The sequence below is a fragment of the Sphingobium sp. DC-2 genome, from assembly GCF_000722555.1.
In the GTDB taxonomy this organism is placed as follows: domain Bacteria; phylum Pseudomonadota; class Alphaproteobacteria; order Sphingomonadales; family Sphingomonadaceae; genus Sphingobium; species Sphingobium quisquiliarum.
The window spans coordinates 46,716-59,164 of the sequence record NZ_JNAC01000043.1; the positions used below are offsets into that span (position 1 = coordinate 46,716).

The window sequence follows — 12,449 nt, forward strand, 5'->3', positions numbered from 1 at the left end:
CCCGTTTCGCCTTACCCCCGCAGCAGCCTGATGATCGAGGAAAAATCCTTCCCACCCTCGCCGCTATTCACCAGCATCTGGTACAGCGCCTCTGCATTGCCCCCCATCGGCACGCTGGCGTTCACCGCCGCAGCGGCCTCGACCGCCAGCTTGAGATCCTTCAACATCAGCGCGGCGGCGAACCCGCCTTCATATCCATTGTCGGCGGGCGAATTGGGTCCGACGCCAGGCAGGGGGCAATAGCTGGTCATCGACCAGCTCTGCCCCGACGAAACGCTCGAAATGTCGTAGAAGGTCTGCGGATCGAGCCCGATCTTCTCCGCCATGGCAAAGGCTTCGCAGGTCGCGATCATGGTCGCGCCCAGCAGCATGTTGTTGCAGATCTTGGCGGCCTGCCCATTCCCCGCGCCGCCCGCATGGATGACGGCCTTGCCCATGGCGGACAGGATCGGCCTGGCCCGCTCGAAAGCGGCATCGCTGCCCCCCACCATGAAGGTCAGCGTGCCGCCATTGGCCGCCGCGATGCCGCCGGAAACCGGCGCATCCACCATCGCAAAGCCCTTATCCTCCGCCGCCGCGATCGTGCGGCGGGCGGTGGCGACATCGATGGTCGAACAATCGAGCAGGATCGCGCCCGCATCGGCCGCGCCGAAGACGGAGCCGTTATAAACCTCTTCCACATGCTTGCCCGCAGGCAGCATGGTGACCACCGCTCCGGCCCCTTGCACGGCTTCCCCGGCACTGGCGCAGGGAAGCGCGCCCGCCTCCTTCGCCTTGTCCAGCGCGGAGGCGGAAAGGTCGAAGGCACGGACCGCATAGCCGTTTTTCAGCAGGTTGGCCGCCATGCCCGCGCCCATATTGCCCAGGCCGATGAAAGCGATGGTCATGCTCATATGCTGGCCGCCTCCTCGCGGCCGTCACTATTCAGGGCGTCAGCGCCCCTTCCATTGCGCCGGGCGCTTTTCGACGAAGGCGGTCATGCCCTCGATCTTGTCCTGCGTGGCGGTAAGGATCTGGAACAGGCGGCGCTCGGTCAGCAGCCCCTGGGCGAGGCCCGTCTCGAACGCGACGTTGACCATCTCCTTGTTGATCATCGCCGCCATCGGGGGCATCGACGCGATAGTTTCCGCCGTCTTGAGCGCATCGTCCAGAAGCTCGGCCGCCGGGACGATGCGGGCGACGAGGCCCGAACGCTCCGCTTCCTCCGCGCCCATCATCCGGCCGGTCAGGCACATTTCCATCGCCTTCGCCTTGCCCACGGCGCGGGTCAGGCGCTGCGACCCGCCCATGCCCGGCGCGACGCCCAGCTTGATTTCCGGCTGGCCGAACTTGGCCGTATCCGACGCGATGATGAAGTCCGCCATCATCGCCAGCTCGCATCCGCCGCCCAGCGCAAAGCCGTTCACCGCCGCGATCCACGGCTTGCGCGTGGCGACGACGCCGCTCTGCCAGCCGGAAAAGAAATCCTCCAGGAAGAAGTCCGCCGCTTCCTTCTCCACCATTTCCTTGATGTCGGCTCCGGCGGCGAAGGCCTTGTCCCCGCTGCCGGTCAGCACCGCGCAACGCTGCGACGGGTCGGCATCATAGGCGGTGAAGGCGGCGGTCAGGTCCTTCAATACCTGACTGTTCAGCGCATTCAGCGCCTGCGGCCGGTTGAGCGTGATCAGCGTCACGGCGCCACGCTGTTCCACCAGGATCGTTTCATAGGTCATCGGTCAAGCTCCAGTCTGCGGGTGAGGCGTCCATTCCCTGCCCGGTGGCAGCGGAGCGAAGAGGCTGTCAACCAGATCATGCGTGACCTCTTGCGGCGTGGCCGGATTCCAGCGCGGCGCATTGTCCTTGTCGAAGATGACGGCCCGGACGCCTTCGACGAAATCGGGGCGGCGGATCACATGGCAGGCGATGCGATATTCGTTGCGCATATTGTCGGCAAAGTCGGTGAAGGCCGCGCCCTCCGCCAATTGCCGCAGGGCGACCTTCACCGTCTGGGGCGACTTGGACGCCAATATGGCGCGCTGCTCCTGCGCCCAGGGCGATCCGTCCGCCTCCAGCGCGGCCAATATGTCCTCATAGCGGTCCGAAGCGAACAGGCGGTCGATATCGGCCCGCCGCGCCTCCCACTCCGAAGCGGGCGGGACATCGGCCAACGCGTCCAGAATGCCGGAGGTGCGCGAAGGATCGACGACGATCCGCTCCTTGGCCGCCTCGATCCGGCCGGATGGCAGATAATGGGTGGCAAGGCCCAGCGCCAGGCAGTCCGCCCCCTTGATCCGCGCCCCCGTCACCGCCAGCCACACGCCCGCGCGGCCAGGCAGGCGCGGCAGATACCAGCCGCCGCCGACGTCCGGGAACAGGCCGATGCCCGTCTCAGGCATGGCAAAGGTCGTCCGTTCGGTCGCGACCCGGTAGCGGGCGGGCAGCGATATGCCGACGCCGCCGCCCATGACGATCCCGTCCATGAAGGCGATGACCGGCTTTGAATAGCTGAACAGCATATGGTTCATGCGATATTCGAGGAAGAAGAAGCGCTCTGCCTCCGTGCAGTCCCCCTTCGCGCTGTTGGCGATCAGCGCGATGTCGCCCCCGGCGCAAAATCCCCTGCCGTCTGCGTGATCGATCATCACGGCGGCGATCCGGTCATCGCTCGCCCAGGCGATCAGCGCGTCCATCACCGCTTCGCACATTTCGGGCGTCAGCGCGTGGATCGCCTTTGGCCGGTTCAGCCGGATGCGGCCCACTCCATGATCGGCAAAGGTGATAAGCTGATCCGTCATTCCCGCTCCATATCCATGTGCCGCAGGGGCTTTCGTTCCGCTATTGCTTCAGCATATCCCGCGCGACGATCATGCGCATGACCTGATTGGTGCCCTCCAGGATCGAATGGACGCGCAGGTCCCGCCAGAAACGTTCGACCGGATAGTCCATCAGATAGCCATAGCCGCCATGCAGTTGCAGCGCGCGGTCCGCCACTGCCGATCCCGTATCGGTCGCCAGCCGCTTGGCCATGGCGGCAAAGCGCGTCTTGTCGGGCGCATTCTCCGTCACCTTGACGGCGGCGGCGTAAAGCAGCATCCGCGCCGCCTCCAATTCGGTCTGCATGTCGGCGAGCGTGAACTGCGTATTCTGAAAGCCGGCGATGGCCTGGCCGAACTGCTGGCGTTCCTTCGTATATCGCAGCGACTCATCGATGCAGCGCTGCGCCCCGCCCAGCGAGCAGGCGCCGATGTTGAGCCGCCCGCCATCCAGCCCCATCATGGCGATGCGAAATCCTTCGCCTTCCGCCCCGACCAGATTTTCCAGCGGCACCCGCACGCCGTCGAAATTGACCTGCGCGGTAGGCTGGCTGTGCCAGCCCAGCTTGCGCTCCTGCGCGCCGAAGCTGACGCCCTCCATATCCTTTTCGATGATCAGGCAGCTGATCCCCTTGGGGCCTTCCCCCCCGGTGCGCACCATCGTCACATAGATGTCGTTTTCGCCGCCGCCCGAAATGAACTGCTTCGAACCCGTCACCACATAATGATCGCCGTCCCGCACCGCCCGCGTCTTGAGCGCGGCGGCGTCGGACCCGGACCCTGCCTCCGTCAGGCAATAGCTCGCCATGCGGTTCATCGGCACCAGATCGGGCAGATATTTGTCCTTCACCGCCTGGCTGCCGAAACGATCGATCATCCACGCCCCCATATTGTGGATGGAGATGAAGGCGCTGGTCGACGGGCATCCATAGGCCATGGCTTCCATGATCAGCGCCGCTTCCAACCGCCCCAGCCCGATGCCGCCCGACGCTTCCGACACATAGATGCCGCCGAAACCCAGTTCCGCCGCCGCGCGGATCGTGTCGCGGGGGAAGATATGCTTGTCGTCCCATTCGGCGGCGTGCGGCGTGATCGCATCGGCGGTGAAGCGGCGGGCAAGCTCCTGAATCTCGCGCTGCTCTCCGGTCAGGTCGAACTGGTTGGTCATGCTGTCCTGCTGTTCCGCCTTTGCCGCCTGCTCATCCCATCGTCGGTATGATGAACGCGCTTTCGCCGCTTGCGCCGCCATCGGGCCAGCGCTGCGTCACCGTCTTCACCTTGGTCCAGAATTTGACGCCCTCCATGCCATGCTGGTTGGTGTCGCCAAAGGCTGACCGCTTCCAGCCGCCGAAGGTGTGATAGGCGACCGGCACCGGGATGGGAACGTTGATCCCGACCATGCCGACATTCACCCGCGCGGCGAACTCGCGCGCCGCATGGCCGTTGCGGGTGAAGATGGCGACGCCATTGCCATATTGATGCTGGCTGGGCAGCGCCAGCGCCTCCTCGAAACTTCCGGCGCGCACCATTTGCAGCACGGGACCGAAAATCTCCTCCTGATAGCTGCGCATCGTTGGCGTCACATGGTCGAACAGGGTCGGCCCGACGAAAAAGCCCTCCTCATGCCCTTGCAGGGTAAAGCCGCGCCCGTCGACCACCAGTTCCGCGCCCTCATCGACACCCATCTGGATATAGTTTTCGATTCTGGCCTTGTGCGCGGCACTGACCACCGGGCCATAATGCGCATCGGGATCGGTCGACACGCCGACCCGCAGCGCTTCGATCGCGGGCAGCATCTTTTCGCGCAGGGCGGCCGCCGTCTTCTCCCCCACCGGCACCACCACGGGCAGCGCCATGCAACGCTCGCCCGCAGATCCGAACGCAGCGCCCGCCAGGTCGTTCACCACCTGATCCAGGTCGGCGTCGGGCATGACGATGCCGTGATTCTTGGCCCCGCCCATCGCCTGCACGCGCTTGCCCGCCTCGACCCCGCGCCTGTAGACATAATGGGCGATATCGGACGATCCGACGAAGCTGACCGCCGCGATATCGGGATGGTCCAGGATTGCGTCCACCATCTCCTTGTCCCCATGCGCCACCTGAAGGATGCCTTCGGGAAGCCCTGCCTCCAAAAACAGTTCCGCCAGCCGCACCGGCACGGAAGGATCACGCTCGGACGGTTTCAGGATGAAGGCGTTGCCGGTCGCGATCGCCACGCCCGACATCCACAGCGGGATCATCGCGGGAAAGTTGAAGGGCGTGATCCCCGCGCCGATGCCCAGCGGCTGGCGCATGGAATAGACGTCGATGCCCGGCCCCGCGCCCTGCGTATATTCGCCCTTCAGCGCATGGGGAATGCCGCAGCAGAATTCGATCACCTCCAGCCCGCGCTGGATGTCGCCCTTCGCGTCGGCGATCACCTTGCCATGCTCGGAACTGAGCAGGCGCGCCAGCTCGTCCATGTTCCTTTCGACCAGCGCCTTGAATTCGAACATGACGCGCGCGCGCCGCTGCGGGTTGACGGCGGCCCAGGCGGGCTGGGCCTTCTTCGCGGCCTCCACGGCGCGGTCCAGCAGCGCCCGGTCGCCCAGGGCGACGCGCGCCTGCACGCTGCCCCTGTTCGGGTCGAACACGTCGCCGAAGCGGGCAGGGGCGGGCAGGCCGGAAAAGGCGATCTTATGGCTGATGTCGCGCATGGCGGATCTCTCCTGTGGTTGCTTCGTCTCTGGGCCCAAGCACATTTGCATGCAATAGCGCATTGTTGCATCCATGGGCTGCAAAAATGCAGTGAGGCGCGGGAAGGAAGCAGATGTTCGACTGGGATGACATGCGCGTGTTCCTGGCCGTGGCGCGGGCGCGCAAGATCGCACCGGCCGCGCGTTCGCTGGGCCTTGATCCCACCACGCTGACGCGCCGGATCGGCCGGTTGGAAAAGGCGCTGGGCGCGCGGCTGTTCGACCTCAGCATGGGCGAGCGGCTGCTGTCGGAGCAGGGCCATGCGATGCTCGCCCATGCCGAGCGCGTCGAAAGCGCCACCCTCGCCGCGATGGAGGAAGCGACCGGCAAGGCGCGGACCCTGTCGGGGCAGGTGCGCCTGTCCGTGGCCGAAGGGTTCGGCACCTGGGTGCTGGCGCCCGGCCTCGCCAGCTTCCATGCGCGCCATGCCGGTATCCGGCTGGACCTCATTTCCGCATCGGGCTTCCTCAACCCGTCCAAGCGCGAAGCGGACATGGCGGTGATGCTCGCCCGGCCGCAAAGGGGGCGGCTTTCCGTCCAGCGGCTGGGCGATTATGCGCTGCACCTCTACGCGGCCAGCGCCTATCTGGAACAGCATGGCGCGCCCGCCAGCCCCGCCGATCTGCTGCGCCATACGCTGATCGGCTATGTGCCCGACTTCATCTTCTCGCCCGAATTGGATTATCTCAATGAAGTGCATGCCGGGCTGGAGGCGCATCTGCGCGCCACCAGCATCAACATGCAGCACCGCATGATCGCGGAGAGCGCTGGCATCGGCATATTGCCGGACTTTATCGGCCGCAGGGACCCCGGCCTGCGGCCGCTGCTGGCGGGCAGCGTTCAGATCACGCGCAGTTTCTGGCTGGTCATCCACGAAGACCTGCGCAAGCTGCCGCGCATCGAAGCCGTCGCCCAATGGCTGCACGAACGCGTCGCCCACATGAACCCCGGCTAAGGCGCGCCGCTGATCGCGGGCAGCATCGCGGACCGTCAGAGGCCGAGCAGGTCCGCCGCCGATTTGCCGAAGAAGCTCTCCCGCGTCGATTGCGGCAAACCCTCCAGCTGCTTGTCGTAGAGCGCGACCGCCTCCTGATGTCCCTCGATATGCGGGAAATCGGACGAGAAGACGATGATGCCTTCGGGCACGCGCTCGATCGTCGGGCGCAGCACGTCCTGCTGGTGGACGACCGACACGCGCACCTGCCGCTGCACATATTCGCTGGGTTTCAGAGGATAGGAATAGGGCGCGAAGCTCAGCATGCGGGGGCGCTTCTCATCGGCTTCCAGATCGATCGCTTCCAGAAAGTCGGGCAGCCAGTCGATGCCCAGTTCCGATACGATGACCGCCAGCCGGGGATAGCGTTCGAGCACGCCCCCGAAGATCAGCGACGCGACCGCAAGTTGCGGCACCAGGCGGCGCGACAGGTTGGCGATGCGGTAGAAGGCCGCGATGTCCCCGCCATTGTTCGCCCAGCCCGGATGCATCGCCGCCCGGCCGCCGCCGACATGGAACAGGATGGCGACGCCCAGATCCTCGCATGTGGCCCAGAAGGGTTCGAAATCAGGATGGTTGAGCGCCTTGCCGCCATGCGGATCGGCCTTCACGAACACCGCCCGCGCGCCCTTTTTGCGCCCGGCCACGACCTGCGCGATAGACCATTCCACGTCCATCAGGTCGATGACGGTCGCCGGGATCAGGCGGTCGGTATAGCCGTGCAACTGCTCGGTGGACCAGCGATTATAGGTATCCAGCGTTTCCAGCGCCAGTTCGGGCGCGTTGCGCATCGCGTGGCGATAGGGGTGGTATCCGTTGGACGGCAGCAGGATCTGCTTGTCGATGCCACGCTCGTCCATCCATTTGATGCGCGGTTCGGGCTGATAGGCCTCAGGTGAGTAGGACCCCGAATCGATCGCGATCTGCGGCGGGTCGCCGCCTTCCAGCGACTTGCGATAGGCCTCTGCGATAACCTCCGGGATCAGGGTCAGCGGGTCGGGCCGCAAGGCGGGCGGGACGGATGAAAACAGGTCGCCCACCACGATGTCCAGCAACTGTTCGGCCGCCGTCATCCGGGGCAGCTTGGCGGCGAGCGTGGGATTGGCCTTGGCGAACCAGTCGGACGGCTCATTGAAATGGCTGTCCACATCGATGATGCGCATGATCGTCTCTCCTCATGCCGCGCAGCCTGCTTGATCGGCTGCTTTCCCCGGCGTCGCGCATTATCCTAGGCGAAAGGAAGAGAGCGGCAAGCGTTATTTTCGAACCAATATTCTTTTATTATTTGCCCGCCGTTTCCAGCAGCATGCCGATCGCCGCTTCCCAATTGGCCGGGTCGGCGCATGCGGTGACCTGTCCGGCATGGGCGTTCAGCAAGGGAAGCTCGGCGCGCGGGCGGGCGTCGATGCTGTCCTGCACGGCGGCGGGATAGTCATCGGCGTAAGCGGCGGCATGGGACGCCAGAACCGCCGATCCCATGACGATGGCGTCGATCGCATGCAGCAGCCACAGCGCCCGCTCCGCCGTGAAGCCGCGCGCCGTCATCACCTCCAGCCAGCGCTCCACATTGTCCAGCTTGGCCGCCGGGCTGATCTTGCCGGAAATGAGGAGCGGCAGAAGCTGCGCATCGCTGCGGAACAGGCCATAGGCGGCGCGGGCATAGGCACGGGCATAGGCGCGCCAATCCTGCCCCTCATCCTCCGGGAAGGACTGTCCCGCCATGGCGTGCCGCGCGGCAAGGCTGACCAGTTCCTCCCGGTTCTTCACATAATTATAGAGCACGGCGACCCGCACTCCCAGCCGTTCGGCGACTTTCGCCATGGTCAGGTCTTCCAGTCCCACGGCGATGGCGGCCTGGATCACCTGGCTGGTTGTCAGCCGTCTTGGACGTCCGGCCTTGCGTGCGGGCGCTTCGTCCGGGGGGACAAGGGCGGCGCTGGGCGGCGTGAAAGCGGGATCAGGCATCGCGGCACAGTGCGGGCAGGGGGCCCGCATTTCAAGGCCCGCCTCCATCGCGCTGTCAGGCCGTAACGCTCACCGGCGCGGCCTGCGCCCCGCGCACCACCCGGCCGGGGCGTTCATCGGTCGGCGCATCGTCGCGGCGGATGACGCGGCCCGACACGATCGTCGCCACGAAACCTGTCGCCGCCTGATCGAGCCGCCGTCCGCCGCCGGGCAGGTCGTGCCGGACGTGCGGCGCATGCAGCCGCAGCGCGTCCAGGTCGATGACGTTGATGTCCGCCTTGTAACCCGGCGCGATGCGGCCCCGGTCATTCAGCCCCATGGTTTCCGCTGGCCTGGACGACAATGCCTGTACCGCCTGCGCGATGCCCAGCCTTGGTCCGTCCCGGTCCCGCGTCCAATAGGTCAGCAGGAAGGTCGGATAGCTGGCGTCGCAGATCGCGGCATAATGCGCGCCGCCGTCGCCCAGCCCCATCACCACGCCGGGATGGTTGATCAGGTCGTAAATCTCGCTCAGTTCGCCTTCGTAGAAATTGCCGAGCGTGTTGTAGAGCATGCCGTCGCCCGCGCCGCCATTCATCAGCAGTTCGCAGGCGACCTCCTCAGGGCGAACCCCGCTCGCCCGCGCCTGTGCCCCGATGCTCGTTTCAGCGGCCGGTTCATAGTTGGGCGGATCGGACAGGGGAAAGATCCAGTCCCAGTTGCGCGTCATCATTGCCAGCGGATGGCCTTCGTCCGGCGTCTCGCTGATCATGCGGTTGCGGAATTCCGGGTCGCGCAGGTACGCAAGCTGCCCGGAAAGCGGCAGCGAGGCGATGGCCTGATAGCTGGGGCACAGGCAGAAGGGATGGGTGGACAGTTCAAAGCCGCATATCATGCCGATCGGACGTGGCAGCACCTGCGGGCTGATCGACAGGCCGCGCGCATTCGCCTCGTCGCAGATGCGCAGCGCCTCGCGCCAGACGGGTTCGCCCTTGTTCGCCGTGCCCAGCGTGAAGGTGGCCGGACGGCCTGAAGCCTCCGCCACCGCCAGCAGGTGCGCCAGCTCGTCGGGCCAGCTTGCAAACGGCGCGTCCAGCACCATTTGCAGCACGCCGGTCCCTGCCTCGCCCATGACCCCGGCGATCGCCTTCAATTCCTCCACGTCGGCCTGATAGGTCGGGATATGCTCGCCCGCCTTGGTGCGGTGGATCAGCAGCCGCGACGTGGCGAAGCCGATCGCTCCGGCGTCCAGCGCCTCGCGCGTGATCGCCCGCATCTTCTCGCGATCCTGCGCCGTCGCCGCCTCGCGCCTTGCGCCCCGCTCGCCCATGACGAACACGCGCAGCGGACTGTGCGGCAGCAGCGCCGCGACGTCGATGTCGCGCGGCCGCGCCTCCAGCGCATCCAGATAGCCGGGGAAACTCTCCCAATCCCAGCTCAGCCCCTCGGCCATCACCACGCCGGGAATATCCTCCACCCCCTCCATCAGGCGGATCAGCCGGTCATGGTCCTCCGCGCGGCAGGGCGCGAATCCGACGCCGCAATTGCCCGTGACGACCGTGGTGACTCCGTGCGAGGAGGAGGGCGAAAGCCTGTCCGACCAGATCGCCTGCCCGTCATAATGGGTATGGATGTCGACAAAGCCCGGCGTCACCGTCAGGCCGGTGGCGTCGATCACCTCGTCCGCCGTGCCGTCGAAGCGGCCCACGGCAAGGATGCGCCCGTCCAGTATGGCGACATCGCCGGTAAAGGGTTCGCCGCCGCTGCCATCGACAATCGTGCCGCCACGGATCAGCAGGTCGCAACGCGCGCTCATGCCGCCGCTCCCATCTTCGCGATCATCGTCATCCGCACCTCTCCATCCTTCGTCGAACCGAACGGTATCCAACCGTTCGGTTCCGGTCAAGCCAGCAGCGGACGGAGCGCTTTCCCGTTTGCCCGCCGCAACGCTTGGGATTAGCACCTTTTCTCCAAGGTGGCGGCGTTGCGAGTGCCCGATGAAGATAACTTTGCGTCAGATTGCCGTGTTCGAAGCCGTCGCCCGGACCGGCAGCGTCGCGGGCGCGGCGGAGGAGATCGGGCTTAGCCCGTCCGCCGCCAGCATGTCGCTCAAGGATTTCGAAACCCATCTCGGCATCCGCCTTTTCGCCCGGTCAGGACGCCGTCTGCGGCTGACGGATCAGGGGCGCCCGATGCTGGAAATGGCGCGGCGGGTGCTGGTGCAGGTTTCCGATATGGAAGCGCTCTCTTTGCCGGAGGAGGTGCGCGGCCGCCTGCGGATCGGCGCGGTTGCGCCCGTCGCCAACTATGTGCTGCCGCGCCTGTGCGCCACATTCATGCGCCGTCATCCCGGCGTGCGGATGGAATTGCGCGTGCTGCCGTCGCAGGATGTGATGGAAGGCGTGCGCAACATGGCGCTCGACATCGGCATCGTCGGATCGCCCGTCAATTCCAGCTATCTGGAGGCGCAGCCCTGGATGCGGGATTCGCTCGCCGTGTGCGCCCCGCCGGGGCATCCGCTCGCGGAACAGGGGGAAACGCCGCTCGCCGCCCTGGCGGACGAAGCCTGGATTCTCGAAAAGACGCAATCGAGCGAGCGCATCTCCTTCACCGTTGAAGCGCTCAAATATCTGAACTCGCTCAACATCGTGCTGGAAGCGGACAGCGTGGAGGCGATCAAGCGCGCCGTGCGCGACGGCGCTGGCCTTGCCTGCCTGTCGCGTCTGGCGGTGGAGGAGGAAGCGGCGCGCGGCGAACTCAGCCTGCTCGACATTCCCGAACTGCGCTTCACCCGCATCGTCAGCCTGGTCAGCCGCCGCGACACGCAGCAGCCCGCCGCCGCCCGCGCGTTCCACGCCTTCGCTTCGCAACTGGCGGAAGTGTGATCGTCAGTTTTTCTGATGTATCGCGTCGAATATTCGAAATGGTGGAAATGACCGCAAGGGCCTAGTCCTTCTCCAGCACTGCCGCGCGCAGAAGAGGAGAGAGAAGTGAAGGCCGTCATCTGCCCCGACTTTGCGCCGGTCGACGCGCTGACCTGCGGTGATTTTCCCGCGCCGCAGGCCGGGCCGGGCGAGCTGGTCATCAATGTCGCCGCCGCAGGAGTCAATTATCCCGACGTGCTCATCGTCCAGGGCAAATATCAGACCAAGCCCGCTTTGCCATTCGTTCCGGGCAGCGAGGCGGCCGGGCATGTCGCCGCCGTTGGCGAAGGCGTGCAGGGCTTTGCCGCCGGTGACCGGGTGGCGGCATTCACAGGCAGCGGCAGCTTCGCCGAACAGGTCCGCGTCCCCGCGACGCAGGCATGGCCGGTGCCCGGCGCGGTTGACCTGCATGTCGCGGCGGGCATCTCCATCACCTATGGCACATCCTATCATGCGTTGAAGGATCGCGGCCAGTTGAAGCCGGGCGAGACTTTGCTGGTGCTGGGCGCTGGCGGCGGCGTGGGCCTGACGGCGGTGGAACTGGGCAAGCTGATGGGCGCGCGCGTCATCGCCGCCGCCTCCAGCGCCGAAAAGCTGGCGCTTGCCAAACAGCAGGGGGCCGACGAACTGATCGACTATGCGCGGGAGGATCTGCGCGAACGGGTGAAGGCGCTGACGGGCGGCCAGGGAGTGGACGTCGTCTATGACCCCGTGGGCGGCCCCATGAACCTGACCGCGATCAAGAGCCTCGCCTGGGGCGGGCGGCTTCTGGTCATCGGCTTTGCGGGCGGCGAAATCCCGTCCATCCCCGCCAACCTGCTGCTGCTGAAAAGCGCCTCGGCCGTCGGCGTCCTGTGGGGCAACACCGTCCGCGCCGATCCGGCACGGCAGGGGGCCAACATGCGCCAGCTTCTCGACTGGCTGGCGCAGGGCAAGCTGCGCCCGGTGATCGACAGGCGTTTCGCCATGCCGGACATCGTCGCGGCGCTCCAACATCTCGAAGCACGCAAGGTCAAGGGCAAGGTGCTGCTGACCATCGCGCCCGAAGCCTGACAAAGC

11 protein-coding genes are annotated in these 12,449 nt (G+C 66.0%); 3 read left to right on the plus strand and 8 right to left on the minus strand.

Annotated elements, in window-relative coordinates; translation table 11 throughout:
• Nucleotides 1–11: 11 nt before the first annotated feature.
• The 5 genes from mmsB to ET21_RS0109035 are packed head-to-tail and all read right to left on the minus strand — an operon-like array spanning nt 12 to nt 5,488.
• Complete coding sequence (gene mmsB, locus ET21_RS0109015; protein ID WP_030539407.1) at nt 12–893, minus strand: 3-hydroxyisobutyrate dehydrogenase; 882 nt, start codon at nt 891–893, stop codon at nt 12–14.
• A 39-nt stretch (nt 894–932) separates the two neighbouring features.
• Nucleotides 933–1,712 (minus strand): enoyl-CoA hydratase-related protein, encoded by a 780-nt coding sequence (locus ET21_RS0109020; protein ID WP_030539408.1) that lies wholly within the window; start codon nt 1,710–1,712, stop codon nt 933–935.
• A gap of 3 nt (nt 1,713–1,715) precedes the next feature.
• Nucleotides 1,716–2,774: an enoyl-CoA hydratase/isomerase family protein gene (locus tag ET21_RS0109025; RefSeq protein WP_030539409.1), complete on the minus strand. Its 1,059-nt coding sequence runs from the start codon at nt 2,772–2,774 to the stop codon at nt 1,716–1,718.
• Nucleotides 2,775–2,814: 40 nt separating this feature from the next.
• Nucleotides 2,815–3,960, minus strand: a complete 1,146-nt coding sequence (locus ET21_RS0109030; RefSeq protein ID WP_030539410.1) for an acyl-CoA dehydrogenase family protein — start codon at nt 3,958–3,960, stop codon at nt 2,815–2,817.
• A gap of 31 nt (nt 3,961–3,991) precedes the next feature.
• A complete protein-coding gene (locus ET21_RS0109035; RefSeq protein WP_030539411.1) occupies nt 3,992–5,488 on the minus strand; it encodes a CoA-acylating methylmalonate-semialdehyde dehydrogenase in 1,497 nt (498 codons plus the stop codon).
• Nucleotides 5,489–5,601: 113 nt separating this feature from the next.
• Here ET21_RS0109035 and ET21_RS0109040 point away from each other — a divergent pair, with 113 nt between their 5' ends.
• Nucleotides 5,602–6,483, plus strand: coding sequence for a LysR family transcriptional regulator (locus ET21_RS0109040; protein ID WP_021236713.1), 882 nt, complete (start codon nt 5,602–5,604; stop codon nt 6,481–6,483).
• Nucleotides 6,484–6,518: 35 nt separating this feature from the next.
• On the opposite strand, the gene ET21_RS0109045 is transcribed toward ET21_RS0109040, so the two are convergent.
• The 3 genes from ET21_RS0109045 to ET21_RS0109055 form a co-directional block, all read right to left on the minus strand.
• Entirely contained in the window at nt 6,519–7,685 is a 1,167-nt protein-coding gene (locus ET21_RS0109045; RefSeq protein WP_030539412.1) for an amidohydrolase family protein, read from the minus strand.
• 118 nt (nt 7,686–7,803) lie between these two features.
• On the minus strand, nt 7,804–8,487 hold the full coding sequence (locus tag ET21_RS0109050) for a TetR/AcrR family transcriptional regulator C-terminal domain-containing protein (protein ID WP_051768076.1): 684 nt from the start codon (nt 8,485–8,487) through the stop codon (nt 7,804–7,806).
• 55 nt (nt 8,488–8,542) lie between these two features.
• Complete coding sequence (locus ET21_RS0109055) at nt 8,543–10,282, minus strand: amidohydrolase family protein (protein WP_030539414.1); 1,740 nt, start codon at nt 10,280–10,282, stop codon at nt 8,543–8,545.
• 193 nt (nt 10,283–10,475) lie between these two features.
• Here ET21_RS0109055 and ET21_RS27625 point away from each other — a divergent pair, with 193 nt between their 5' ends.
• Entirely contained in the window at nt 10,476–11,351 is an 876-nt protein-coding gene (locus tag ET21_RS27625; RefSeq protein WP_051585266.1) for a LysR substrate-binding domain-containing protein, read from the plus strand.
• 105 nt (nt 11,352–11,456) lie between these two features.
• Nucleotides 11,457–12,443: an NADPH:quinone oxidoreductase family protein gene (locus tag ET21_RS0109065; RefSeq protein WP_030539416.1), complete on the plus strand. Its 987-nt coding sequence runs from the start codon at nt 11,457–11,459 to the stop codon at nt 12,441–12,443.
• Nucleotides 12,444–12,449 lie beyond the last annotated feature (6 nt).

Bases quoted from the DNA above. Each gene is read 5' to 3' on its own strand.
- ET21_RS0109020 (WP_030539408.1), bottom strand. From the start codon at position 1,712: ATGACCTATGAAACGATCCTGGTGGAACAGCGTGGCGCCGTGACGCTG.
- ET21_RS0109025 (WP_030539409.1), bottom strand. From the start codon at position 2,774: ATGACGGATCAGCTTATCACCTTTGCCGATCATGGAGTGGGCCGCATC.
- ET21_RS0109035 (WP_030539411.1), bottom strand. From the start codon at position 5,488: ATGCGCGACATCAGCCATAAGATCGCCTTTTCCGGCCTGCCCGCCCCT.
- ET21_RS0109045 (WP_030539412.1), bottom strand. From the start codon at position 7,685: ATGCGCATCATCGATGTGGACAGCCATTTCAATGAGCCGTCCGACTGG.
- mmsB (WP_030539407.1), bottom strand. From the start codon at position 893: ATGAGCATGACCATCGCTTTCATCGGCCTGGGCAATATGGGCGCGGGC.
- ET21_RS0109050 (WP_051768076.1), bottom strand. From the start codon at position 8,487: ATGCCTGATCCCGCTTTCACGCCGCCCAGCGCCGCCCTTGTCCCCCCG.
- ET21_RS0109030 (WP_030539410.1), bottom strand. From the start codon at position 3,960: ATGACCAACCAGTTCGACCTGACCGGAGAGCAGCGCGAGATTCAGGAG.
- ET21_RS0109055 (WP_030539414.1), bottom strand. From the start codon at position 10,282: ATGAGCGCGCGTTGCGACCTGCTGATCCGTGGCGGCACGATTGTCGAT.
- ET21_RS0109040 (WP_021236713.1), top strand. From the start codon at position 5,602: ATGTTCGACTGGGATGACATGCGCGTGTTCCTGGCCGTGGCGCGGGCG.